The sequence below is a fragment of the Roseimaritima sediminicola genome (assembly GCF_009618275.1).
In the GTDB taxonomy this organism is placed as follows: Bacteria; Planctomycetota; Planctomycetia; order Pirellulales; family Pirellulaceae; genus Roseimaritima; species Roseimaritima sediminicola.
This window is the reverse complement of sequence record NZ_WIAD01000027.1, coordinates 28,942-54,629: the sequence shown is the minus strand read 5'-3', so window position 1 is coordinate 54,629 and position 25,688 is coordinate 28,942. Positions and strand designations below refer to the sequence as shown.

Genomic DNA, 25,688 nt, shown 5'->3' with positions numbered 1-25,688 from the left:
GTGTGTTTTCGACGAAGCGTCTGTTGACAGAGCGGGCGGAAGGACCGGCGGGCTCAGTCGTCGGCCAGCGGCTCTTTCTTTTCGGTGATCACTTCACACTCTTCGCTCTTCTCGGCGTTCATGCCGATGTACTCTTGCCACTCGTCGGGCACGTTGTCTTCGTGGAAGATCGCCTCGACCGGGCATTCCGGCACACACGCTTCACAGTCGATACATTCTTCGGGGTGGATGTACAGCATTTTTTCGCCCTCGTAGAAACACTCTACCGGGCAAACCACTACACAATCGGTGTATTTGCACCCGAAACATGGTTGCGTCACCACGTGCGTCATCGTCTTTAACCTTTCCGCTGCAAAACTGTGAAAAACGCTAACCCAAAAAGGGAGAAAACCGCTTCTTGGGATCGCCGCTCTTGTTCTTTCGGCAGCCCAGCACCGAAAGCTTAACGACTATCCATCGCGATCAAGCCCCGCGCGGCATCCTAGGACCCGCCGGGCGGGGTGTCAACGTGGGCGACCTAGCGAATTCAGTGCAAAAACTTGCGACCGTCCGGTGCGGTACCTAACATGCTATAAGGCGTTGTTTTACCGCCCGAGTTGCTTTTCCGCCTGGTTTTTGTTCGGTACCGCTCTACCCCAAGTATCACCACGTGTCCCTGTCCGAAGTGGATCGCCGTTTACTGGATCAGTGCCTGCAGCAAACGCCTCGGGCCTGGGAGAACTTCGTGGACCGCTTTCTGGGGTTGGTGGTCCACGTCGTCAATCATACCGCGCACAGCCGGCAAATACAGTTGTCAGCGGAACAGCGAGACGATTTGGTGGCCGACGTCTTCCTGGCCCTGGTCGACGATCATTTCGCCATCCTCCGCCGCTTTCGCCGCAATTGTTCCCTGGCGACCTACCTGGCCGTGATCGCTCGCCGCATTGTGGTCCGCCGGATGATGGCCGCCGGGTTTCAATTGATCGCCGGCGCGGAACCGGCCGACGCGACCGTGGAGTCGGTTCACGAAGACCGCATCGCCGACCAGGAACAGGTCCAACAGATGATGGCTCGTTTGGATCCCAAAGAAGCCCACGTGGTTCGCATGTTCCATCTGGAAGGCAAATCCTACAGCGAGATCAGCGCCGCGGCCGGACTGCCCGAGAACAGCGTCGGTCCGTTGCTCAGCCGAGCTCGGGCCAAGCTGCGGGATCGCGGCCCTGCGTAGGTGGGCAGCGGGCTGCGGCCAGGTTCCATTCCAGGACAGCTGACCTCGCCAGAGATCGGATCGCGGCGGCGAAAGGTCCCTGGTCTGGCGACCTTCAGCTACGGCGGAGCGAAAGGCAACTCACGGCTGGGACAACCGCACTCGTCCCGGAAACGCCGCTTCAGCGAAGCTGGGTTCCGCGGAGGGCCGGCCGGTAGCTGGCCGCCGGGGCATAGCCTTGGTCGGCGGTGCGGGCCGCGGGGCCCTCGACCGGTGGCATCTGGAGGATGGTCTGCACCTCCTCGCGGGTCGGCCAGTTGGCCAGCGGCGTCTCAAGCGGTGCGGCAGCGCGGGATTGGCCCGGTGCCGCAGCACCGTATGGCTCCGTCGCCGGCGACAGGGGTGAGCTGCGTGGCGACAGGGGTGTGCTGCGTGGCGACAGGGGTGTGCTGCGTGGCGGCGGGGGGCCGGCGCGGGTCGGTGGCGGCACGGGTCCGGCCACCGGTCCGGCGGCCCCGCCGTGTCCCATACCGAGCTGCGCCAGGTTGCTCAGACGCGTCAGGTCGATCTGTTCCGGCGCGTTCTGAGGCATTTTGAACAGGTCGGGATCGCCCGAAAGGATTTCATTGATCGTGTACTGACCGATTTCCATTTCCAACGCCAGCGGCGGGCCGCCGGCGGGTTGCAGATGGATCTCGACCCGATGCGGCAGCGAGCACTGCTGGGCTTCGTAGTAGCGGTGCTGCGAGGCCTGGGCGCGGGCGACCAATTCGTTGTCCGGACCGTACAGGTATTGTTCGGTGACGACACCGGTCTGGTCATTGACGACGCAGACGCGGCGGTAATCTCCGTCGGGCATCGCCAACCGGCTGCGGACTTCCAGCTGGCCATCGGGACGCCGCGTCGGTCCTTCGATGACGCCGGCCGGATCCAGATGCACCAGCCCCAAGGCGCTGATCAACCAGGTCGGATCCACCGGCAGGATCATCCGCTGCGACTGCCGGGCGTATTGCTCGTGATGGGCGTAGTACAGCGTTTGCCGCATCCCTTCGGGCACTTGAAACCAGAACACGTCCTCGTTGCTGCCGAGGTCCAAAATCGTGACGGGCAGGGGCGGGATCTTGCCGCGCATTCGGAAACGTTTGTCACGGTGCAGGACCAGCGTGGTGCTCAGTCCTTTGTCGGACATGCTCGGCGCGGTGACGGTGGCCGAATTGCTTTGCAGTTTTTCAATGGCGTCGGTGCGATTGACCACTGCCGCCAATTCCTCCAGCGTCGGCACCGATTCGAAGACCACCGGGGGCGCCGCGAAATCAGCGACGCGTTGCTGACGATAGCAAGCCGCTCCGCCCGCGACCCAAACAACCGACAGCGTGGCCAGCAGGTGCAGCCATTGCTGGCTACTTGGCAACCGGCTGGGGCCGATGCGGCTGGGGGACCGGTCCCCGGGTGGTTGAGCAATCATTCGGCTTCGCAGTACAGCAGTTCGTTCAGTTCATCCCGCAGGTTGGTTGCATCTTCCGGGCGGATCTCCCACTGGGGGACATCGATCGTCTCGCCGTCGGGGAGCACCTCGATGGTCAGCACGGGCAACGCGGCGGTGGAATCCGCGGCGTCAGCGGGGTTGGTTGCGTCGGCGGGGTTGGTTGCGTCGGCGGGGTTGGTTGCGTCGGCGGGGTTGGTTGCGTCGGCGGGGTTGGTTGCGTCGGCGGGGGTTGTGGGTTCGGTGGAGGGCAGGGGGCGGACGACACGGCGGCGCATCAAGAGCAGGGCCAACAGGTAGGCCAGGGGTCCGCGCCCGGGATCGGCCAGCAATTGCCGCAGGATCTCGATCAAGACCGGGTTGGGAGCGAGGACCAATTTCTGCTCGCCGGCTTCGGGAATCCGGCCTTTCCACCAGCCCAGGGTGCCCTCCGGCGGCCCCGGATTCCCCTCCGCGGGCTCGGACCAGGCGCGCGCCGAATAGTCGCGGCGCTGCAGTTCGCCGTGATCGTCGGGGATAACGACCGAATAAAACGTCTCGCCCGGCTCCAGCGGCCGGTCCTCGATATAGCAGCGCCGCGAGCAGCGTCCAACTTTGTAATCAGCGAGCACGATTCAGCTTGGGTTTCCAGGCGACGTGATAAAAGCGAAGGCAAGAGCAATAGCAAAAGCTTCATAGCAAACCCACCCTCCGCGGCCAATGCCAATCCCCAGCATCCCCGCGAGGACAACACACCGCCGGGGACCACCGCCGGGGACAGAGCACCGCCGGGGACAGAGCACGCGCGCGGTTGCATGTAAAAATGTTCTCGCCGCGCCGCGGTTGGGTGCCGAAAATTCGCAGAGCGGTTGGGTATTGGAAATTCGCGGAGCGAGGACATGCGGTAGCCAGGGGCGCGAGCCCGGGTTGGGTACCGGAAAACCGCGGAGCGGTTGGGCGTTGGAAATTCGCGGAGCGAGGACATGCGGTAGCCAGGGGCGCGAGCCCCTGGGGCTCACGCCCCACCAAACGCTAAACCCCGGAGGGGTGGCACACGGTCTTCATGTCGCTCCTCCGGAGCTAGCGTGTGGGTTGGGGGCACCGTTCCTGGGGCTTGCGCCCCAGGCTACCACCTGCCGCCGCTCCGCGGCTGGTTCGTTGGCGGGGCGACACGCGTTGTCGAGGAGCGTCGTGGATTGCGTTTTTCGAGGCACGCCCCGCGGTTGGTCACCGGGCAATCGCTCCGCGATGCGGTTGGGTATTGGAAATTCCCGGAGCGGTTGGGTATTGGATATTCGCTCCACGGTTGGTCCTCGAAATTCGCGGAGCGAGGACATGTGGTAGCCAGGGGCGCGAGCCCCTGGGGCATGGCCCCACCAAACGATAAACCCCGGAGGGGTGACGTGCGGTCGTCATGTCGCTCCTCCGGAGCTAGCGTGGATTTGGGGGCGGCGTTCTGGGGCTCGCGCCCCAGGCTACCGCCTGCCGCTGCTCCGCGGCTGGTTCGTTGGCGAGGCGACACACCGGGTGCGTGTGGGGACGGGGCTGAAGCTAGCTGTTGGTTTCGAAGAAACGCTGGCCGGTTCCGCCGCTGCCGATCGGCACTCGCAAGCGTTTGCCACAGCGGGGACAGCGACCGCTGTAGGCCGTCAGGTCGTCCAAGCGGTACAGCCGGGCGTAGAGGTTGCAGCAGCGAAACATCACGCCCAGAAACGGTCGGCTGGCGCGGCTCGCCGCGGTGGCGTCTTTGCGCATCGCGGCGTCGGAGCTCAGGTCCAAGTGCTGGGGACCGGAACCGGAACGGAACTTCGAGTGGGACGCTGGGTTTGCGTTCGAATCGGCCATACACGCCTCGCCCGGACCGCTTGGCAAAAGAAGACACAGCCCGCTGCCCACCGCGGCATCAGGCATCCTCGGGATACTCATCGGCCTGCTGCATCGCTTCGAGCGTCTGTCGCAGCTGGGTCCTAGCCCGATTCAAGCGGCTGCGGACGGTCCCGATCGAGATCTCGAGGATTTCGGCGATCTCCTCATACGCATGATTCTCCATTTCTCGCAAGACCATGATCGCCCGGTGCTCGTCGGTCAATCGATCGAGGGCCACGCGGACCATGTCGATGCGTTCGCCGCGGAGCAGCCGATCGTCGGGCGCTGCGACTTGATCGACCGGTTCCAATCCGGTGACTTCGCGGGTCTGATCCAGGGAGATACTGGCTCGCTTTCGCCGCCGCCGCGACAGGGCGCTGTTGAACGCGATCCGATACAGCCAAGTAAAAAAGCGGCTATTCCGCTGGAAGGTGTGCAGTTTGACGTATGCGCGTACGAAGGCCTCCTGCACGACGTCCTCGGCTTCTTCGGCCGAACGCGTCACTTGCAGCATGGCTCCGAACAGGCGGTCCTGGTGGTTCTGCACCAGCGTGCCGAATGCCTCGGCGTCCCCCTCAAGGGCGGCATCGATCAATTCCGCCTCTTCGCTCACACGCTCCCCACTTTCTGCGACCACGTCCGGATGACAAAAACAACGCCAGCAGGGTCTCATATTACCAGCCCATCAAACATTAACAGCTGGTCGAGTCCAGTTCGCGAAAAAAACCGCTCTTCCAGCCCCCTCCAGACCGCGCAAGGGGACTTTCCGTCCCATCAAAACCGGGCCAGTGCGCGGCGAATACCCCACGCTCCGCAGGCCGTCCGGAGCCGCTGGTCCGATCGGCCGTTTCGGTGTTGGCCGGGCTTGCTCTCTTGAACCGGGGCAAACGCTAGTAGTCGCCGCGGTGGCGAGGAATTAGGCTGAAGGGTCTCCCACCTTTCCCATTCCTTCCTTTCTGTTCGAGATCGATGATGCGTTGCTGCGTATTTTTGTGCCTGACGACCGCTGCCGCCTTCTCCGCAACCTGCTTCGCCGATGATGATCCCCCGCGACTGTTCCCCGACCCCGCCCTCGAGGCCGCCGTGCGGGCCGAAGTCTTCGAAAAACGCTACAACGACGAGCCGATTACCAAAGAGGACGTCCAGAATATTTCCCGCGTCGTCGGCCGCGGCAAAGGCATCAAGAACCTGGAAGGGCTGCAGCACTGCCCGGCCGTGATGCTGTTGGACCTGGAGGACAACGAGATCACGGACCTGAAGCCGATTGCGGAACTGAAACGCTTGCAGAGCGTGACGTTGGCCGGCAACAAAATCAAAACCCTCGAACCGCTGAAAGACTTGACCGGCATGCAGCTGTTGGACGTCTCGCGGAACCAGATCAGCGACCTGAAACCGCTGCAGAAAATGGCCAACCTGCGGACGCTGTACGTGGCCAGCAACCAACTGAAAACGCTCGAACCCATCGCCCAGCTGACGAAAATCTGGTCGCTCGACGCCGAGAACAATCAACTGAGCGATCTGGGACCGGTCGCCAAACTTCAGTGGCTTTCCACTCTGAACGTCCGTTCCAACGCCATCGAAGACCTCCAGCCCCTGGTCGGCCTGAAGGAATTGAACCTGCTGCTGATCAGCAACAACAAGATCAAGGATCTCCAGCCGCTGGTCAAAATGTGCCAGGCCGACGCGGCGGACGCCAAACGCTTCGCACCCTACCTCCGCCTGTACCTGGGCGAGAACCCACTGAGTGAACAGGCCAAGGGCGAGCAGATCGAAGCCCTCAAAGCCGTGGGCGTCGACGTGTTCGACGAGTAGGCCGGCCGGGTTACAACAGGCGGCGCAGGGTATCCGAACTGCGTACCGCCTCGTAACCGCCCAGGATGCTGCCCGAATTCAGCTCCGGTGCCGTCATCTCCTCGAGCACGCGATCGGCTTGCTCGACGCCGGCTTGCATGCGTTTGAGCCACAGCGATTTCATCAGTCCCACCGAATCGAACAGGTCCGGCCGCAGGCACAGCATCACAGCCCGTGCGACCTGTCGATTCGCATCCGGGAGGGCGGGGTGTGGCGACGTGCGACGTTCCAGAACGCTGCGCAGGGTCGCGGCGGCCAGCCAGTTGGCGGTATCCCGCGCCGCGCCGATCGGTAAACTGCGGACGTCCTTGCCATGGGCCGCTGCGCGGCGCTGGTTGAACGCGTACTCGAGCGGTTCGGGAAATACGGCCGCCATCGCTCCGAGCAGCACATCGGTCCAGCGTTCGACTTCGGTACGCAACCGGTTCAGACGCACCGCCTGGTCGATGCTGCTGCCCCGTCCGTAGACCATCAGCTGCAACACGCGGTTCCGGACTTCGATGTGGGTAACATGGACCGAATGCAGCACGGGCTTCAGCTCGCTCTGCTCGCACTGCCGGTCCAGGCCCGCCCCCAGGGCGGCGTACACACGCGTCAACGTCTCGCTGACCAGCACCTCTTCGAGCATCGGCACGTGCTCCTGCCACCACTGCCGCAGCAGGGCGGCCGGGGCGGTTTTTTCGATGCGCCGGTAACGGCCGATGGCGTGATGCCAGAGGTCGAAGCGATGCCGGCTCGCCGTCCAGTACCCGGTCATCGCCTCGGCGGGCAGCAGGTTTCGGTCGTACAGCAAGCCGGGTCCGTAATGGGCCAACATGGCGGCGAGGTCGGCGGAATGAACACAATGCATCGCAGTAACGTGGCTCGCGAGAGCCGTGCAGTTTTTCAGAGGAAACGGTTTTCGGACGGATCAAGACAGTCGTTGGCAGCAAGCTTTGCAGGCGCCGTGCCAGGAATCTTAATCCGGGCTCCGCGCACCCCCTTAAACCCAACGAGAGAAAGGACTTACTCGTCGCGGCGCAGATCCCCTCGGCGGCCGGCCCTGTCGCCGCCGAGCCACATCGATGTTGCGTTTGAACAACAGCCGCGGTCGGACCACCGCATCGCGGCGTCGCTGGCCGAACCGGCACGGGTGCCAGCGAACGGGCGCCACCGGCGGGGGTGTCAGCGGCAGGGGCGTCAGCGGCAGGGGGCTGGCTTGACCCGGCCGCCGAGCAATTGCTAGTGTCCGGCCGTTATGAGCTTGCTTCGTCGAACGATCTGCCGCGTATTGCTTCTGGCCACGCTCGCCGGCGGCCCCTGGGGTTGGCCTGGCGGGGCGATTCCGGCGTGCGCGCAAGGCCCGTCCCCGTCCCCGTCGTCGCCCGCCGGCTACGTCCTCTTGGACAACGGCAACGTGCTGCCGGGCCGAGCCGTGATCGACGGGGCGTTCGTCAGAATCGAACAATCCGATCAGGCTTCCATTCGTTTGCCCGAAGCCCAGGTGCTGCACTGGGCGGAAACGCTCGAACAGCTGTACGCCTACCGGGTGCAGCATCGCCCCCAGCACAGCCTCTCGGCTCGCTTTGCGGACCTTCGCTGGGCGATCCAGCAGGGCCTGCTGGACATCGCCGAAGCGGAACTCAGGACGCTCCAGCGGCTGGCTCCCAGCGACCGCCGCGGCATGGCCATGGCGGCTCTGCTGAAGAGTGCTCGCCGGCGACAAGCGTCCTCAGAGCCCGCCGGAGCGTCGGAAATCGACCAGCAGGAGGGCGTTGCGAGGCCAGAGCGTTTCTTCGAGAAGGCCACGCCCCCCGGCAACGACATGCTGCCTTCCCCGCGTTTTGCCGGGGACATGTCGCCCTCCCCTGGCGACGACGCGCACGAACCGATCGCCACGCTGCGACGCGATCTGCTGTTGAGCTATACGCGAAAGATCCAGCCCCTGTTGATCAACCGCTGTGGTCAGGCGGGCTGTCATGGCGGCGCGTCTTCGGCGATCTGGCAGCTGGAACATTTCGGTTCGGGGCAACGGCTGCCCGCCAACCACACGCGGCAAAACCTGACCAGACTGCTGCGGTGGATCAACGACGAACATCCCGAGGCGAGCCCGTTGTTGGTGCGTGCTGGCGAGGCGCACGGCGATGCGTCCGCGGCTCCCCTGACGCTCGGCGACGAGTCGCTGCGGGAAACCCTCGAGGCGTGGATCGTGGCGATGAGCCAACGGCAATCCCAGTGGGCGGCCGCTGCGGCAACGCCCGCGATGGTGGCCACCGCTCCGGCGGCCGACACCGCCGCCGCCGAGGCCTCCTCCGCCTCCGCCGCCTCGCCGTCCGCCGGCTCGAACCGGCCCACGCGCTTGCCGCCGGTCAGCGACCCCTTCGATCCGGCGGCGTTCAACCGCATCTATCATCCCCGTTAGAGCGGCCATAGTAGCTCGGCTGTCCTCAGCCGAGGCTGTCCCAGCCGAGAGCAGCCAGGTTCACGGCTGGGACAGCCGTGCTACTATTATTCGCGCTAGTCGTGTAACCCGAACTCGGTGGCTTCGCCCAGCAGCGGTTTGACGGCCTCGTGGTCGACTCCGCTGGCCGCTTCGAAACCGGCTTGGGACAGCGAAAAATCGCGGTGCAGGTGGTGCAGGATCAAACCGCTGCGGCACAGCTGACAGAAGGCTTCGAAGAAGCGGACGGTGACGCGCGGGTCCTCGCGGTTGCGAAAGGCGATCGTACGGTGTTCGTCCAGCTCCACATACACCGCCAAGAGGCGAGCCGGAGCTTCGAAGGCGGTTCGCACGCCGCGCACCTCGATCACGCCCCGGTCCTTGGCGGCGTACAGGATCGCTTCGGCCTCGGGCGACAGCGTCTCGCTCTGCGTCGGTGGGTCGATGACGACTCGAGCACACACGGCGGCCAGCGCGGACAGGGTCGGGGCACCTTCGCCCAACGCCTCCCAACTGCCTTGCATCTGACCGTGGAATTCGCTGGATGTGGGCAACAGCATGGGGGATCCTTGTGTGTCGAAGGCCGCAGGCGGAAGACAAGACGCCGAGTCTCGCTTGACGGCGACCGGCGGCAATTGTTATAGCCGCATGTCGGTGCCACCATTCGCTCCTCGACCAATTGTAACCGTACCTGCAATGACCCAACAATTGTTCTTCTCGGTGGGCGAACCCAGCGGTGACCAACACTGCGCTCGCCTGATCCAGGCCCTGCGTCAGGGCAACCCTCAGATCCAACTGCGAGGGTTCGGCGGTCCGGAGATGCGTCGAGCCGGCTGCGAGCTGGATCACGATCTGACGCAGTTGGCCGTGATGGGCGTGGTGGAAGTGCTGCCGAAACTGGGCCATTTTATGCGTTTGGCCGATCAAGCCGAAGCCGTATTCGCCTCGGGCAGCATCTCGGCCGTTCTGTTGGCCGATTTCCCCGGCTTTAACTGGCACATGGCCAAACGAGCCAAGAAGTACGGTCTGCCGGTGTACTACTACCTGCCGCCCCAGCTGTGGGCTTGGGCCCCGTGGCGAATCCGCAAGGTCCGCCGCACCGTCGACAAGGTCTTGTCGGTCCTGCCCTTCGAGTGCCAGTGGTATCAGCAGCGCGGCGTGGACGCCCAGTGCGTGGGCCATCCGTTCTTCGACCACGTGGCCGAGCAGTCGCTGGACCCGGCCGTCCTGGCGGATCTGACCGAACAACAGCAAGCGGGCAAGCGTTTGGTGGCCGTCCTGCCGGGTTCGCGCCAACACGAGGTGCTGCGGAACTGGCCGGTCATGCTGGAATCGATCCGCCGCTTGGCCAAACGGTTCCCGGAAGTACGCTTCCAAGTCGCCGCTTTCCGCGACAAACAGGCGCTCTGGTGCCGCGACCAATTAACCGCTCGGGACCGCGACCTGCCAATCGATTTCTTCGTGGGCAAGACCAGCGAGATCATCGAGATGGCCGAGTGCGCGATGATGGTGTCGGGTTCGGTCAGTCTGGAAATGATGGCTCGAGGCACTCCGGCCGCGGTGATCTACCGCGTGGGCCGCGTGTTCTACATGGCCGGACGCAGCTTGATCCGCGTCTCCAGCATGACCCTTCCGAACCTGATCGCCGGCGAGACGGTCTTTCCCGAACACAGCTCCTGCGGCTCGCCCGAACCAGCGGTCCAGTTCCTGTGCGAGCACATCGATTCGATGTTGAGCGATCCCCTGTACCGGGCCCGGATCGACCGCCAACTCGATCGCCTGCGCAGCGAGATCGCGCGGCCCGGAGCGTCGGCGCAAGCCGCCGCAGTGCTGCTCGAGGAGCTGGCCAAGCACGGCCCCAGCAAACCGGCCGGCGTAGCCGCCTGAGCCGCCCTGTGGCAATGACTTTCGGCCGCCGATACTAGCACGGCTGTCTCAGCCGTGAGCCGACACATCCTCGGCTGGGACAGCCGAGCTACTATGATTTTGCCAACCGAGCTACTCTGTGGCGAAGGCGTCGAGCTGTTGCTGCCAGCGGGCGATCATCTGCTGTAGTTTCTCGGGATTGTCGGCGGCCAAATTATCTGCTTCGGCGCGGCCCGCGCGCATGTCGTACAGCGCCCACGGATCGTCCTTGCTGGCCACCGCTTTCCAGGGCCCCATCCGGATCGCGCGATGGCCGTCGTGATACCACCACAGCAGCTCGCGGTCCAATGGCGCGTCCTCGAACCACACTTCCAGCAGGCTGCGGCCAGGAAACCCCGACGGCGGATCGGCAAGGTCCCGCGGCGGCGGCCAATCACCACCGGCCGCTTGGACCAGGGTCGGCACGATATCGATCACGTGGCCCACTTGCCGCCGAATCGCGCCACCGTCCCGAATCTGCTGAGGCGAGATCCGCCGGGGCCAGTGCACGATTAACGGGGTGCAGATGCCGCCTTCGTGGGTCCAGGTCTTGTGCCGCCGAAAGGGCGTATTGCAAGCGGTCGACCAGCCCGGCCCCAAGCACAGATAGGAAGCGGCGGACCCCGGCGCGGCATCCGGATCGTGACCGTCCGAACGCACCATGATCTCGGCGCTGGCGCCGTTGTCCGACAGAAACAGGACCAGCGTGTTCTCGCTGCGGCCCATCGCTGCGATCTGCTCGAGCACCTTGCCGATGGCTTGATCCATCGAATCGACCATCGCGGCGTGGATCGCCATCTTGTCGGCTTGAAACCGCCGCTGGACCTGGTTCAAACGGTCCCAGGGCAACGGCCGATTGACCTCTCCAGGGCCGAGCTGTGCAAGGTGCTCCGGAAAATCGTAGGGCGGCCCCAGATCGTACTCCACTTCCGATAGCGTTCCTTCCAGCAACCCGCTCTGCTGCATTCGTTGCCAGCGGCGGCGACGGATCTCCTCCCAGCCGACGTCGTACACGCCTCGATAGCGGCGAATATCCTCGGCCGGTGCGTGCAGGGGAAAATGCGGGGCGGTGAAGGCCAGGTAGTGAAAGAAGGGCCGGTCGGCGTGCTCGCGCTCGTGTTCCTTCAAACAGCGCACGGCATGCTCGGCAATCGCGTCGGTAGCATAGAACGAAGTGCCGGGAGGAACCGCGTCGAGAAGCCGGTCGTCTTGCCAGTGTTTTTGAGGATGAAAGAAGCGTCCCTGATCCTTCAGCAGGTAAGACCGATCAAAGCCCGTGGCGATGGGCATCCCATCGAGGTGCCATTTGCCGCTGTGGTACGAGCGGTATCCCAGCGGCCGCAGAAACGCCGGCAGCAAGGGCGCCCAGTCCGGTCGCGTGCCGCGACCGCCGCCCACGCCCGGACGGATCTCATCGCGGTGCACCGCTTGAGCGTAGTGGCCGGTCAACAAGGCGGCTCGCGTCGGCCAACAACGCGCCGTGTTATAGAACTGGGTGAAGCGTAAACCGCCCGCAGCCAGACGGTCCAGGTTCGGCGTGCGGATCTCGCCGCCATAGCACCCCAGATCCGAAAAGCCCAGATCGTCGGCCATGATCAGCAGGATGTCCGGCGGGGCGGTGTCGGCCGGCGGGGCGGTGTCGGCCGGAGGCGGTGGGGCGGCGGCGACAAGCGACGCGGCCGCAACCGTGACAGCCGACGCGACCGCCAACCGGATTGTGAAAAGCAAACGTTTCATAGCCTGAACCAGCGCGGGAGTATCGAGAGGCGTTTCTATCCTAATCGGCGGAGCTCCGACCGCGGGGTCGGTCAACCGGTGAAGTGATGCACCATCTGCAGCAGCCGACCGGTATCGATGGGTTTGCTGAGGTAGGCGTCACAGCCGGATTCCAGACAGCGTTTCATATCGCCCTGCATCGCGTCGGCGGTCAGGGCGATGATGGGACCTTGAAACCCCTGACGCCGCAGTTCTCCCGCCGCCTGATAGCCATCCATCACGGGCATCTGCATGTCCAGCAGAATTAATCCGAACCCGCGACCATCGACGTTTGCCTTGCGTACCGCTTCGATCGCTTGGACTCCATCGGTGGCCTCGGTGATGGTCGCTCCGGCCCGTTCCAGGATATGCCTGCTCAGGTAGCGTACGTCTCGCCGATCGTCCACCAGCAGGATGTGGCAATCCAGTTGTCGCAAAACATCGGGCTCGCGTGGCACATGGGGTTCCGCCCGTGGACCGACGGCCTCCTCAAACGCCACCCCGCTCAGATCGCCCGCTTCGATGCGCAGGTTGAACGTACTGCCCTGGCCAAGTTCGCTTTCCAGAAAAATCTCTCCGCCCAACATCCGAGCCAGGCGGCGGCTGATCGCCAGTCCCAGCCCCGTGCCACCGAACTCGCGCGAGACGTGCGCATGGACCTGCGTGAACGGCTGGAACAGAATGCGTTGCTGCTCGGCGGAGATCCCAATGCCGGTATCGCGAACGGTGAACTGCATGGCTGGCGGAGGCCCGGCCAGGAATTCGACGATCAGATCCACGGATCCCTGCTCGGTGAATTTGACCGCGTTGCCGACCAGATTGATCAGGATTTGCTTCAAGCGTTTGGGATCGCTGCGAATCTCTATGGGCAGGCGACCGCGGTATTCGACGTTGAACTGCAGGTCGCTTTCGCGGGCCCGCACTTCCATGATCGATCGCACATCCTCGACCAGTTTCACCGGTTCGAACCGCTCGGGCATCACCTCCAACTTGCCGGCTTCGATCTTCGACAGATCCAGGATGTCGTTGATGATTTCCAGCAGGAAATCGCCATTGCGTCGAATCGTCTCCAGATACGATCTCGCCTGTTCGCTGGTAAATTCCTGGCTCAGCAAATCGGTGTAGCCCAGGATCGCGGTCATGGGCGTGCGAATTTCGTGGCTCATATTGGCGATGAACTCGCTCTTCGATGCGCTGGCCGCCTGAGCCGCTTGGCGGGCCTGTTCGAGGGACTGTTCGAAGATGCGTCGCTGGGTAACGTCCTGGGTCAGGCCGGTGACGATCCCGGCATGTTCCTTATCGGGTTTGTGAAAGCGACCTTGTTCGCGGAGCCACCGCATGCTGCCGTCTTCGCGAATCACCCGAAACTCGGCCTCGTAACCACCCTCTGAATCGATTGCTCGCTGCCAAGCCGCGCACACGGCCGCTTTGTCTTCGGGATGGACAAAGCGAAAGCGCTGCGCGATCGTGGACCGGCTGGCGATGGCGGGCAAGGCCAGGATGCGGTTGAGGTTGGCATCGTAGGTGGCCTCGTCGCGACTGAGGTCCGCCCGCCAGCGGCCCATATTGGCTGCCGCCAGGGCCTTGCGCAGTTGTTCCTCGCTCGCTCGCAGTTCGGCTTGGGCTCGCGGCCGATCGATGGCGATACTGGCAAAGCGTGAATTGGCCTCCAGCAACTCCAGCTCGTTCGGCGTCGGGGTGCGAGGTTCCTTGAAATAGATCGCGAAGGTTCCCAGCAGGGTCTGGTCGGCCGACAGCACCGGCTGGGACCAACAGGCTCGCAAACCATGCTCCAGCGCCAGCCCTCGATAGGCTTTCCAAGCGGGGCTGTCCAGCAGATCCTCGGCGATGAACCGCCGGCGATGAAAGGCTGCCGAGCCACAGGACCCGGTGTCCGGGGCGACCGGAATCCCATCGACCGCTTGGTGATAAGCCGGGGGCAAACCCGGGGCGGCGCCGTGTCGCAAGGTCTTGCCCGACGCATCGAGCAACAGGACCGAGCCGATCGCGCCGGGAATCTGTCGCTCGACCGAACGGGCCAGTTCGGCCAGGATTTGATCCAGCGGTTGTTCGCTGGTGATCATTTCCAGGATCCGAACCTGACCGACCCGGAAGTGTTCGACTTGTTGACGCTGGTGCACGTCGATCACCGCGCCGACATACCCTTCCAGGTCACCCTGGTCGCTCTGCAGCGGACGAGCCGCATCGATCACCCAGCGATACTGTCCGTCGCCACGACGGAGGCGGTAGTCCAGCGAGAAAGCTTGCTTTCTGGAGACGGCCTCGGCAAACACGTTGGCAAACCGCTGGCGATCTTCGGGATGCACCGCGGCCAACCAACCATGACTCAACCCCTCGTGCTGACTCTGGCCGGTGTACTCGTACCAACCGCGGGACAGGAACGTGTACTGGCCGTCGGCGTCGGTGACCCACAACATGGTCGGCGCGTTATCGGCCATCCGCCGAAAATGCGCTTCGCTTTCCCGCAGCGCCGCCTCGGCTCGCTTGCGTTCGCTGATATCGCGAAAGACCAGGATCGCGCCGGCCAATTTACTGGGGCTGCTGTGAATCGGTGCGGCGCTGTCGTCGATTGGCACCTCGCCACCGTCCTTGCGAATCAGAATGGACGGATGCTCCAGCGCGATCACCCGCCGCTGCTGGAGGGCTTGAATGGCCGGATTGTCCAGCGGTCGCCGGGTCTGTTCGTGGACGACATGAAACACTTTCTCCAGCGGCTGGCCGAGCGCTTGCCGGATGGACCATCCGGTCAATTTGACGGCCACGCCATTCATGTTGGTGACCCGTCCCGCGGTGTCGGTGGTGATCACCGCATCGGCGATGCTGCCCAGCGTGACGCTCAACAGGTCGCGTTCGTTTCGCAGCGCCTCCTCGACCCGGCGGCGGGCGGTCACGTCCACCAGCACGCCGATCAAACGGGCCGTGGCGCCGGCGTCATCGGTCAGCGCTTGGCCGCGCAGTTCCAGCCAGATCAAGCGTCCGTCATCGACACCAAAGGCGCGAAATTGCAGCTGGAACTCGCCGCCCTCGACCAGGGCCCGCTGGAAGCTTCGCTCCACACGCGGTCGATCCACCGGATGCACCAGGTCGAAGACGCCTTCGCGTTGCTCGGGGATGGGCGAACCGCGCAGTCCCAGGATGTCTCGGACGTTGTCCGAAAACACCACCTCATCACCCACCGGGGTCCATTCCCAAACCGCCATCCGCGCCGCGGCCAGGGCGATCCGCAAGCGGGTCTCGCTGCTGCGAATCACATCGGCCGTTTCTTTGCGAACGCGCGCCATCTCCAGGTGCGTCTGCACCCGCACCAACAACTCGTGGGCACCGAAGGGCTGGACCAGATAGTCGTCTGCCGCCGCTTCCATGTCCGCGATCCGGCGCTGTTCGTCCTCTTGGGCGGCCAACAGAATGACCGGCAGGTGAGCGGTTTGCTGATCGGCTCGCAGTCGCGACAATAGTTCCGCGCCATCCATTTCGGGCATCGCAACGCCGGCCAGCACCAGGTCAAAACGTTGCTCGGCCATCTGTTCCAGGGCCGCCCTGCCGTCCTCGACGGTCGCGACCAGATAACGCTGGCCCAATAACCCGGCGATGTGTTGCCGCACGTCCGGATCGTCATCGACCACCAACACATGCGCCTCCAACGCATCGGCCTCGGGGACGCGTGCGGCCGATTCATTCGAGCGGGCAGGGAAGAAGGGTTCGGATGCTTGGAAACCATGGTCCTCGGTCACCACGCACAGCACGCCACCGACGCTGCCATCATCATCCGGCAGCGGACTGTAGGAGCAGACCAGTAACGTCTCTTCGCGAGCGTCGGAGCGTCCCAGAACCCGCCGCATGCTGTGTTGGTCGGTGGCCCGTCCGGTCTGCAGCACCTCTTCGACCAACGGCCGCGTCTCCTCCCAGCTCTCCTTCCAGACTTCCCTGGCCGGCCGACCGAGGGCCTCGAGATGTGAGGCACCAAGGGCCGCGAGCCGGAAAGCGTCGTTGCAGAAGAACAGGGATTCAGGCCCCCAGCCCAGCCACATCGGCTGGCGGGATCCCAGGAGGATCTGAACCGCGTGGTTCAGTCCCAGGGGCCACTGTTCGATCGGACCCAGCGGCGTTTGCGACCAATCGAAAGCTCGCGTCCGACAAGCCATTTCGCCGTCGCCAGCGGTCGGCAAGACCATCCGAGTCACCGGTGCCGGAGAGGTGGAGTGCTCGCCCATAAACATCCGTTTCTCATCAAGGGTTGCACCGCGCGGAGCAGCGCAAATCTTTGTCCGTTGGCGTCTGTCCGAGCGAAGTCCGGAAACGGCCCTCGCATCATCGTTCGAACCCATCGTAGCACGTTTGGATCGGGGATACCGGCTTTACAGTGGCACCGGTTTTGCACTGAGCCACCTGGGCGATGCGGTGACACCCCCGTGCGACGACCTTCCCAAACAGCCCGACTTCCCAAACAGCCCGATCCGACACCTTGCGAGAGTCCCATGAATTCCACCCCTGCTTCTGATCGGCCCGCTTCTGATCGGCCCCGTTCTGATCGGCCCCGTTTGCCGGTGGATCTGCTGCGTCCGCTGGTCGTGGCGACCGCGATCGTAACGGTCGCCGCCGTGTTCGTGCTGGCGTCGGAGATCTTCCTGATCTTGTTTCTCGGCCTCCTGTTCGGCGTCTTTCTGACCAAGGTCGCCTCCTGGGTCGACACCAAACTGCCGGGCAATTATCACTCCGCGCTGACGGTGGTCGTCGTGCTGTTGCTGCTCGTGTCGGCCGGCACGGTCACGTTTTTCTTCGTCCAGATCAACCAACAGATCGAGCAAGCCCGTACCAAGATCGACGAGGGCATGGCGGAACTGGGAGAACTGGTCAGCAAGTACCCGGCGATTCGCTCCGCGGCCGCTTCCACGCCGATGCTGTCCGAGGCGTTGGAACTGCAGAGCCGGCAGGCCGAAGACGAACAAAGCGAAGACGAACGAAGCGAAGCCGAACAAAGCGAAGACGAACAAAGCGAAGCCGAACAAAGCGAAGACGAGCAAAGCGAGCCGGGTGATCCGCCGTCCGCCGCCGGTGTCGACTCGGACGCTTCCGCCGCCGGGGATTCCCGGGCTGGAGATCGGGAGGGTTTGGCGACGCAGCTGAGCCGGATCCCGGAACCGGTACAGCAGGCGGCTTCCAAAATCGGCCAGCTGTTTCGCACCACGTTTGGTTTGGTGATCAACAGCGTGTTGATCTTCTTCGTCGGCTTGTTCCTCGCCGTGGCACCGACGAATTACCGCGACGGCATCGTTCGGCTTGCCCCGCTGCCCAAACGGCCGCGCACGCGTGAGGTGCTGGACACGCTGGGCGAGACCCTGTGGCACTGGTTGATCGGGCGTTTTGCCTCCATGCTGGTGACCGGACTGGGCGCCTTCTTGTTGCTGCTGGCTCTGGGCGTGCCCATGGCGGGGACGCTGGGAATCCTGACGGGCCTGCTGACGTTCATCCCCAACATCGGGGCGGCCGTAGCCCTGGTGCTGGCGATGCTGTTCGCACTGCCCGAAGGCACTACGGCCGTGATCAGTGTGACGGTGGGCTACATCCTGTTGCAGTTGATCGAAAGCTACATCGTCACGCCCTTGATCCAGCGGCGTGCGGTGTCCCTTCCGCCGGCCTTGCTGATCGGCTTTCAGGCGATCATGGGCGTGCTGTTCGGCATCATCGGGGCGATCGTCGCTTCGCCCATCCTGGCGGTCGCCAAAACCCTGGGCGAGATGCTGTACATCAAAGACTACCTGGGCGACCAGGACTACCAGAGCGATACGCATTAGCCGCGGGACTCAAAACGCACCGCCGCCTCCCATCTCACCGCCGCCCATGCCGCCCATGCCGCTGGCGTTTTCGAATTGATAGTCGTTGCGGATGCTTTCGATCATCTGGTCGCCCACGATCCGGTGCTGGCGGTCGTATTCGACGCTGAACGCATAATCAAAATCGAAGGCCTCGCTGCCGAACCGCTGTGCGGGCACCTCCAAATCCCAGCGCAGGATACCCTGGGGATGCCGCATACGGCGGTACAGTGGATCCTTGGACAATCGGTCTTCAGCCTCTGCCGACAGCGCGACGCGGAGCGCGTCGTCTTGCCGCGGGATCGGCAATCGGTCCTGCAAGCGAATCGCCATGGGACGGTCGTGGTAGTTGGAAACGACCAACCGCACGGTCAACTGCCGTCGCTGGTTGCCGCCCTGCACGCTGCTCTCGCGTGCCAAGATCTCGCGGCGCGTTCGCAGTTGGCGGTCGGTCCCAAAGCCGACGACCAGGCGTTGGCCGGCGGCGGTGGGCGACAACTGGGTTGTGCCGACGAATTGGTCGTCCAGATAAACGTCGGCCGAGCCGGCCATCAGGTTGCCATCGAGCGGGTTACGCAGTTCCGCCCGGCGGTGCGCAAAGCTGCTCAGCAGCGGCGTGACGACGTACACCAATTCCCCTTCGAGCCTCTGCTGATTGACGCCAATCGTTTGGCTCGCCGGCCGGCTGGCAAGATCGATTCGGGCGTCAAGATCGTAGCGTGCATCGGCGATGTCCGAGGCTGCGTCCCCGGCCAGAGATCGTTCGCGGATCCGGGCGCCGGGACGCAGCTGCTCCACTTGGCGAAGCCCGGCTCGAGCGTTGCGTGTGATGTCTCGCTGCCACACCCCTGGATCGCTCCAGGCCGGCGGCCCATCCGATATCGCATCCGTAAAATCGCCGGCTTCCTCGGTGGCGCTGCGATCCTGCGTTTCGCGCATCTCTGATAGGTCTGTCGTAACCGTGTCGACGCGCAGGGGCGTCAGCACCGGGCCGGCCGCTTGCAGATCGGGCCGAGCGGTCGAGAGCGTCAGCCGGACGCCCTGCCAGTTCTCGCCGCTGTGCTGCGTGACGCGGGCGTCCAGCTGTAAGGCAAAGGCATAACCCCCGGTCTCCTGACGCTGGGCTCGGATCGTGTACTGCGGTTGCCAGGAAACGTCGCGGACGCGGTAAACCAGTTGCAATTCTCCGCCGTCCGCCGCGTCGACTTCCAGTTCGGCCTCGTATCCGGGCGTCTGGGATGATTGCCGCAGCCGCTCCTGCTGGCGTTGATTCTCCGCAAGCGTCTCCTGCAGCTGCTCGATCGTTTCTCGAACCGCCCGCAGCTCGTCGGCCAACGTCCTGCGTCGCTGCATGGTGAAATCCGCCAACTGCGTTACGGTCGCCGCATCCAAAGTGGCTCGGCTGAGATTCTGCTGGACTTTCGCCGAGGAAAAATCGACCAGTCGTTCGATCGTCAACAGATCCTGCTCGACCACCGCCTGCTGTTGCTCGGCCGCTTGCAGTTGATCGCTGGTCTGGTTCGCCGCCGTCTGCAACTGTTGCAATTGTTGCTGCTGGACGGCCGTGGTGGGCGGCGCACGCCGCACGACCAACGAGCGTACCGTCACCCCGGGAGCGCTCTCGGTATAGACGCTGCCTTCGACCAACGAGGGCGGCAGATCCGGCACCTCGATCCGCTGGGTCTCGCCGCCGGCGGGCACGGCTACGGTTCGGACCACCCGGGCCTGATCACGATAGATGGAAACCCGCGCAATCGACTCGCCCCCCATCTCCAGTGCATCCGCTTGCTCGGAAGCGGCGTCCTTGGGTGCAGCAGGCCGTTGCGCCGCCGAGTCGGCTTGCTGAGCCAGAACCGGCTGGACTGCGACGCAACCAACGGCGAGCAAGGTGATCAGGGTGAGCCGGCGATGGCAGGGCAGACAAGGAAGACGTCCGGCTGGTTGGTTCATGAGGTGGCTCCTGGGGCGTTCCCAAAATGTGTTGCAGGCTGCAACACCTGCGGAAAATTGCTACAGCACCAACGCCGCAACCGGATTGCGATGCGGCCGAAATCACTGTGCGAACGGGGAACAACGCACCTGGAATACCAATTGCATCCACCCCACCGCATCCGCTTCGGATGTAGACGCGACACCAAGACAACACCGACCGGGCGACGCCTCGGTTTTCTCTATCTGTCAGCTGTGCGAGCGACCTGCCAATGCCTTCGAAACACTTGTCGATGACTGGAATGCTTTTGATGCTTTCAACGATTTGGGTTCATGAGGCGGCGTCCCAAGAGATCGTCTCTCAGACCGTGGACCCGTTCATGTCGGACGCCCAGCGACGCCGGATCGAAGCGGTGCTACAGCGGCCCTGTCCCTTCGAGTGGGCTCCGGGCACGACGGTCGAACAGGTCCGGACGGATCTCGCCACGTTGATTCCCACGACCATCAATTACCGCAGCCTAGAAGAAATCGGTTTGACGGCGAACCAGCCTTTTCACGACGTCGATGACGTTGCGCCCGGGGGCAGGGGGAAGCAATTGGAGCGGACGCCGCGAGCTCAACCGGATCCGTTCAGCAGCGATCCCTTTGCCAGCGATCCCTTCGCCAATGATCCCTTCGCTGGCACCCCATCCGCGGGCGACTCAGCGGCGGACGACCTGCAAATGGACGCTGCGTCCGCGTCCCTGCGGTGGTGGCAGCGCAGCGGCCAGGACGGGGATCCGTGGTCCGCTGTCGCTGGCGGCGTGAAACACCAGCCGGTCCCGCCTGAACCGCCGAGCATCGGCGCCCGCCTGAGACAATTGTGTGGTTCGCTGGACCTCGCGATCACGATTCGTGGCGGCCAGCTGGTGCTTCAGACCGTGGAGGAGGCGGAGTGGGTGCTGGATCGACGTATCTACGACGTCACTCCGCTGCTGGGCCGCGAGCCCGCCGGAGCGTTCCGTGGCGATCCCGATCCATCGCGGGGTTACAGCAGCGGCGGGGCGATGGGTTACCAAGCCCGCGACCGGTTCGGTCGCGGCTCCGCCAGCGGCGGCAAGACGCAGCAATTACTGGACACGATCGAAGCGACCGTCAGCCCCGAAACCTGGGAGGCCCTGGGCGGCCCCTCGACCATGCAGGTGTTTGCGACGGGCAAGCGAACCTGGTTGGTCGTGACGACCACCACGGAGGTTCACTGGCAACTGCAAGCGCTGCTGAACCGTCTGAATGATTAGACAGGGCACCGCACAGGACCCAACCAGGGCTATCGCCCCAACGGCTCCAGGGGCGTTCGGCCGTGGCGGCCGGTCAGGATTGTGGCGGGGCGGGCAGGATTGTAGCGGGCGGTCAGGATTGTGGCGGGCGGCGGGTGGCCAGCACCAATTCCACATCGCCGACCGGGACGTCCAGCACGGCGGCGATTCTTTCGGCCGGGTATCCCTGTGCGTCCAGCCGTGCCGCCTGGTCGGCCTGTTCTTCGCCCAGCGGCGACGGCGGCAGGGCGGCCGGCGCGTCGGCTTGCAGACTTTCCAGCCGAGCGATCCGCTGATCGACCTGTTTGAGCAGCGACTGGACGACGCAGATCTTGGTATCCAGTTCGGCCTTTAGGTCCCGCTGCAAATCGAACATCGCGGCCTGCCAGCGAGCCGTTTCGGGCGGAGCGTCGGCCAGCGGCGCGCCGCTCTGCTGCCGGCGCCCCATCTGGCGCATCGCCGCCCGGTGTTGACGGTCCTGTTGATTGCTGCGGCGACGGGCCTTCATCTGCCGCCGCACCATGATCCAGCCCAGCAAGACGATGCCCATCAACATCATCAGCTGGGGCGTCTGATCGGAAAAATCCAACATCGCAGGCGAGAACCGTGTGGGCAAGGAACGAAGCGGCCGTTGGCTTGCATCGTCCAGGCGCGGAGCGTCGCTGCACCGCCGCCGCGACCTTGCCGGTTGTAGCGACCGCAGCGGCCAGCATGGCGAAACGGCGTCGCAGCGGCCGAACAAGCGTTGCAGCGGCACCATCGCGGGCACGCCGGGTGCCTATAGCAGAGGTTTTTTGGCGTTGCAATCCGGTCGCTGGTTGTTACACTGACGCGACAAAACCTCACTTGGCGATTACGGAAAAACCGTAAACGCTTACCCCGCAGCGTTTTACGGCTGCCCAGCAGGGGCGCCCCACGGGGCATGGCCCGGGCGAGACGCCCCGATTCCCGCTGGCTGGGCCACCAGCCGAATAAACCAAGCTGATTGCATTTGAAATTGTTGGAAAGACATTAAAACACATGACCATTACGAAAGAACGTAAACAAGAAGTCATCTCCGAGTACCGACACGAAGACAGCGACACCGGTTCGCCCGAGGTACAGATTGCGATCCTGACGGAGCGCATCAACGGATTGACTGAGCACATGCGGACGCACCGCAAAGATTACGGCTCGCGCCGCGGCTTGCTGGGATTGGTCAGCCGTCGCCGCCGCCTGCTGGATTACATCCGGGGCAAAGACCCCCAGCGATACCTGGACATCATCGGTCGCTTGGGAATTCGTAAGTAACGACTGTGATTCGTCGTGGGTGGCACAGGTGGCGGGCCCCGGCGGCTGCCGCCGGCGAAGCCACGCATCGGACGCCCACTGGGATCGGGCGAGCGCAGTTGACGGACCGGACCTCTGGTCGCCGCTCGCCGCCCTCTCTTCTGTTTGGTGAATGTTGTTCCGCGACACGTGCGGCCCGAGCCTACCGGCCCTGGGCGCAGCACACTCTCTCCGTCGGGAAAAAAGGAGCGCTGGCGATTCTCTTGCCACCGCCCAGCCCATGCTTTGACTGATATGTCCCCCAACGCGATCCGCTGTCGATCGACGGCTTGAAAGAGGGGGGGACGGCCGAAGCAGCGGCATGCATGTTGGAATTTTGTATTTTGTTGGATGAAGGAAAAGTAACGTGAAAATTCGAGTAGAAAAGAAGATCGGCCGCAACACTCTGTCGTTTGAAACCGGCCAACTGGCCAAGCAAGCGGCCGCTTCGGTATTGGTCCAGTACGGCGAAACGGTGGTCCTGAGCGCCGTGGCCACCGGCCCGCCGCGTCCGGGTTTGGATTTCTTCCCCTTGATGTGTGATTACCGCGAACGCTACGCGGCAGCCGGCAAGTTTCCCGGCGGTTTTCTCAAGCGTGAAGGCCGACCGACCACCAAGGAAACGCTCAGCAGCCGCCTGATCGACCGCCCCATCCGTCCGCTGTGGCCCGAGGGGTTTAAAGACGAAGTTCAAATCCAGAACTTTGTGCTGTCCAGCGACATGCAGAACGACGGCGACGTGCTGGCCATGAACGGCGCCTCCACGGCCTGCCACATCAGCAGCCTGCCCTTCCTGGGACCGCTGGCCAGCGTTCGCGTGGGCAAAGTCGACGGCGAACTGATCCCCTTCCCGACCGTTGACGATCTGGAAGAAAGCGAACTGGACATGATCGTCAGCGGTAACCGCGACGCGGTGGCCATGGTCGAAGGCTTCGCCCAAGAAATGCCCGAAGACGAAATGCTGGAAGCCATCCAGTTTGCTCACTCGGTCATCAAGGAAGTGATCGAGCTGCAGGAAGAGCTGTACCAGAAAGTCAATCCGGTCAAGCAGCCGTTCGAAGCCCCCGAAGACGACGGCCTGCTCCAGCGTCTGACCGACAATTACTACGACCAGTTCCGCGCCGCCAAGCAAACCTCCGGCAAGCAAGAACGCGCCGAAGCGGTCAAAGCCCTCCGCGACCGCGCGATGGCCGAGGTCATCCCCGATCCGGACGCCGACGACGCGATCTGCCCCAATCGTTTCAAGAGTGTCTGGCACGATCTAGAAGAGAAGGTCGTCTGCGACTTGATCGTTGCGGGCACCCGTCCCGATGGTCGCGACCGCACCTCGCTGCGACCGATTCACTGCGAAACCGACCTGCTGCCCAAGGTGCACGGCTCGGCTCTGTTCCAGCGTGGCGAAACCCAAGCCCTGGTCACGATCACCCTGGGAACCGCTCGCGACGAACAACGCGTCGACGGCCTGCAGGAAGAGTTCAGCAAGAAATTCATGCTGGACTATAACTTCCCCTCGTTCTCGGTGGGCGAGTGCCGTCCGATCCGTGGACCGGGTCGTCGCGAAATCGGCCACGGCATGTTGGCCGAGCGAAGCATCGCACCGGTCCTGCCCGATGCGGAAGAGTTCCCCTATACGATCCGCGTGATCAGCGACATCCTGGAATCCAACGGTTCCAGCTCGATGGCCAGCGTCTGCGGTGCCACGCTGGCGCTGATGGCGTCGGGCGTGCCGATCACCAACCCGGTGGCCGGCATCTCGATCGGCCTGGTCAAGCAGTCCGAGGACAAGTGGTGCCTGTTGACCGACATCCTCGGGGACGAAGATCACTTCGGCGACATGGACTTCAAGATCGCCGGAACGCAAAACGGCATCACCGGCATCCAGCTGGACCTGAAAGTCACGGGCGTGTCCTTCGACATCATCCGCGCCACGCTGAAACAGTCGCGTGAAGCTCGGATCGAGATCCTTCGCAAGATGCTGACCACGATCTCGCGTCCGCGCAAAGAAATCAGCGCCAACGCACCGCGTCTGCTGCGAAGCAAGATCGCTCCGGACAAGATCGGTGCCCTGATCGGACCGGGCGGCAAGAACATCCGCGGCATCCAGGAACGCACCGGCGCCGTGATCGAAGTCGACGACGACGGCACCGTGCTGATCGCCAGCGGCAACGCCGAAGCGGCTCAGGAAGCCCTTCGCAGCGTCGAAGCCTGCACGGCCACCGTCCAGATCGGCAAGATCTACGACGGCATCGTCAGCAGCATCAAGGACTTCGGCGCGTTTGTCGAAATCCTGCCCGGCCGCGATGGACTGTGTCACATCAGCGAATTGTCCAGCGGTTTTATCAGCAGCATCGACAAGGTGGTGGCCGTTGGCGACAGCATGAAAGTGTTGGTCATCGACGTCGACGAACACGACCGCGTCAAGCTGAGCCGCCGCAAGGCCCTGGAAGAACTGGGCGCGGAAGACGAAATGGCCGGCGAAGCCGATGCCGACGGTGGTGGTGACCGCGGTGACGAGGGCGACGATCGTCCACGGCGTCCGCAGCGCAACCGCGGCCGTGGCGGCGGGGGCGGCGATCGAGGTCGCAGCGGTGCCGGCCGCGGCGGTCGCAACCGCGACTAGTCGCCTTGGAGAGCACGCCGCTCTCCTGCCAAGCAGGGATGCCTGCCCATCCGGTAGCGCTCTTCCGCCGGGAGAGCTGCGCCACATAGGCTCGAAGACATCTATCTGACCTCCGGTCGCCCAGCGGCCGGAGGTTTTTTGTTAGCACGACGTTTGCGTACCGGCCCCGCGTTCTAACGCCCGCGGACTTTCACCAACACCGCCGGTTTTGGCCCCGATCTTGCACAGGTTCCTGGCCCCAAAGGCAGGTTCCTGGCCCCA

Annotated in this window: 19 protein-coding genes; 8 read left to right on the top strand and 11 right to left on the bottom strand. The window is 63.9% G+C overall.

The window, feature by feature from the left end; genetic code table 11:
- Positions 1-53: 53 nt before the first annotated feature.
- On the bottom strand, positions 54-332 hold the full coding sequence (locus GE027_RS13800) for a ferredoxin family protein (protein WP_153557790.1): 279 nt from the start codon (positions 330-332) through the stop codon (positions 54-56).
- A 317-nt stretch (positions 333-649) separates the two neighbouring features.
- Here GE027_RS13800 and GE027_RS13795 point away from each other — a divergent pair, with 317 nt between their 5' ends.
- Positions 650-1,207: an RNA polymerase sigma factor gene (locus GE027_RS13795; RefSeq protein WP_153557789.1), complete on the top strand. Its 558-nt coding sequence runs from the start codon at positions 650-652 to the stop codon at positions 1,205-1,207.
- Between the two features lie 160 nt (positions 1,208-1,367).
- Here GE027_RS13795 and GE027_RS13790 read toward each other — a convergent pair whose 3' ends face one another.
- The 4 genes from GE027_RS13790 to GE027_RS13775 all read right to left on the bottom strand — a co-directional run bounded on the left by GE027_RS13790 (position 1,368) and on the right by GE027_RS13775 (position 5,187).
- On the bottom strand, positions 1,368-2,651 hold the full coding sequence (locus GE027_RS13790) for a hypothetical protein (protein ID WP_153557788.1): 1,284 nt from the start codon (positions 2,649-2,651) through the stop codon (positions 1,368-1,370).
- Positions 2,648-3,280 (bottom strand): hypothetical protein, encoded by a 633-nt coding sequence (locus GE027_RS22845; RefSeq protein ID WP_162006729.1) that lies wholly within the window; start codon positions 3,278-3,280, stop codon positions 2,648-2,650. Before GE027_RS22845 ends, GE027_RS13790 begins: the two co-directional genes overlap by 4 nt.
- A 919-nt stretch (positions 3,281-4,199) precedes the next feature.
- Positions 4,200-4,493 carry a hypothetical protein gene (locus GE027_RS13780; protein ID WP_202617416.1) on the bottom strand — a complete coding sequence of 98 codons (294 nt, stop codon included), beginning with the start codon at positions 4,491-4,493 and terminating at the stop codon, positions 4,200-4,202.
- A 58-nt stretch (positions 4,494-4,551) separates the two neighbouring features.
- Positions 4,552-5,187: an RNA polymerase sigma factor gene (locus tag GE027_RS13775; protein WP_153557786.1), complete on the bottom strand. Its 636-nt coding sequence runs from the start codon at positions 5,185-5,187 to the stop codon at positions 4,552-4,554.
- Positions 5,188-5,486: 299 nt separating this feature from the next.
- On the opposite strand from GE027_RS13775, the gene GE027_RS13770 reads away from it, so the two are divergent.
- Positions 5,487-6,326: a leucine-rich repeat domain-containing protein gene (locus tag GE027_RS13770; RefSeq protein ID WP_162006728.1), complete on the top strand. Its 840-nt coding sequence runs from the start codon at positions 5,487-5,489 to the stop codon at positions 6,324-6,326.
- A gap of 10 nt (positions 6,327-6,336) precedes the next feature.
- On the opposite strand, the gene GE027_RS13765 is transcribed toward GE027_RS13770, so the two are convergent.
- Positions 6,337-7,215: a hypothetical protein gene (locus tag GE027_RS13765; protein WP_153557784.1), complete on the bottom strand. Its 879-nt coding sequence runs from the start codon at positions 7,213-7,215 to the stop codon at positions 6,337-6,339.
- 387 nt (positions 7,216-7,602) lie between these two features.
- On the opposite strand from GE027_RS13765, the gene GE027_RS13760 reads away from it, so the two are divergent.
- Positions 7,603-8,766: a hypothetical protein gene (locus GE027_RS13760; RefSeq protein ID WP_153557783.1), complete on the top strand. Its 1,164-nt coding sequence runs from the start codon at positions 7,603-7,605 to the stop codon at positions 8,764-8,766.
- Positions 8,767-8,861: 95 nt separating this feature from the next.
- On the opposite strand, the gene GE027_RS13755 is transcribed toward GE027_RS13760, so the two are convergent.
- The gene (locus GE027_RS13755) at positions 8,862-9,344 is read right to left on the bottom strand and encodes a hypothetical protein (RefSeq protein ID WP_153557782.1); all 483 of its coding nucleotides are present in this window, start codon (positions 9,342-9,344) and stop codon (positions 8,862-8,864) included.
- Positions 9,345-9,480: 136 nt separating this feature from the next.
- Between GE027_RS13755 and lpxB the strand changes: the two genes are divergently transcribed.
- Positions 9,481-10,671 (top strand): lipid-A-disaccharide synthase, encoded by a 1,191-nt coding sequence (gene lpxB / locus GE027_RS13750; RefSeq protein ID WP_153557781.1) that lies wholly within the window; start codon positions 9,481-9,483, stop codon positions 10,669-10,671.
- Positions 10,672-10,782: 111 nt separating this feature from the next.
- On the opposite strand, the gene GE027_RS13745 is transcribed toward lpxB, so the two are convergent.
- Complete coding sequence (locus tag GE027_RS13745; RefSeq protein ID WP_153557780.1) at positions 10,783-12,426, bottom strand: arylsulfatase; 1,644 nt, start codon at positions 12,424-12,426, stop codon at positions 10,783-10,785.
- Positions 12,427-12,497: 71 nt separating this feature from the next.
- Positions 12,498-16,676, bottom strand: a complete 4,179-nt coding sequence (locus GE027_RS13740; protein ID WP_162006727.1) for a PAS domain S-box protein — start codon at positions 16,674-16,676, stop codon at positions 12,498-12,500.
- Positions 16,677-17,009: 333 nt separating this feature from the next.
- Between GE027_RS13740 and GE027_RS13735 the strand changes: the two genes are divergently transcribed.
- Complete coding sequence (locus GE027_RS13735; RefSeq protein ID WP_162006726.1) at positions 17,010-18,257, top strand: AI-2E family transporter; 1,248 nt, start codon at positions 17,010-17,012, stop codon at positions 18,255-18,257.
- 9 nt (positions 18,258-18,266) lie between these two features.
- Here GE027_RS13735 and GE027_RS13730 read toward each other — a convergent pair whose 3' ends face one another.
- The gene (locus tag GE027_RS13730) at positions 18,267-20,225 is read right to left on the bottom strand and encodes a DUF4139 domain-containing protein (RefSeq protein WP_153557777.1); all 1,959 of its coding nucleotides are present in this window, start codon (positions 20,223-20,225) and stop codon (positions 18,267-18,269) included.
- 290 nt (positions 20,226-20,515) lie between these two features.
- On the opposite strand from GE027_RS13730, the gene GE027_RS13725 reads away from it, so the two are divergent.
- Complete coding sequence (locus GE027_RS13725; protein ID WP_153557776.1) at positions 20,516-21,481, top strand: hypothetical protein; 966 nt, start codon at positions 20,516-20,518, stop codon at positions 21,479-21,481.
- A 112-nt stretch (positions 21,482-21,593) separates the two neighbouring features.
- Here GE027_RS13725 and GE027_RS13720 read toward each other — a convergent pair whose 3' ends face one another.
- Entirely contained in the window at positions 21,594-22,091 is a 498-nt protein-coding gene (locus tag GE027_RS13720) for a hypothetical protein (protein WP_202617415.1), read from the bottom strand.
- 428 nt (positions 22,092-22,519) lie between these two features.
- Here GE027_RS13720 and rpsO point away from each other — a divergent pair, with 428 nt between their 5' ends.
- Together rpsO and pnp are read left to right on the top strand one after the other, a co-directional pair.
- Positions 22,520-22,789 carry a 30S ribosomal protein S15 gene (gene rpsO, locus GE027_RS13715; RefSeq protein WP_153557775.1) on the top strand — a complete coding sequence of 90 codons (270 nt, stop codon included), beginning with the start codon at positions 22,520-22,522 and terminating at the stop codon, positions 22,787-22,789.
- Between the two features lie 385 nt (positions 22,790-23,174).
- Positions 23,175-25,427, top strand: a complete 2,253-nt coding sequence (gene pnp / locus GE027_RS13710; protein WP_153557774.1) for a polyribonucleotide nucleotidyltransferase — start codon at positions 23,175-23,177, stop codon at positions 25,425-25,427.
- Positions 25,428-25,688 lie beyond the last annotated feature (261 nt).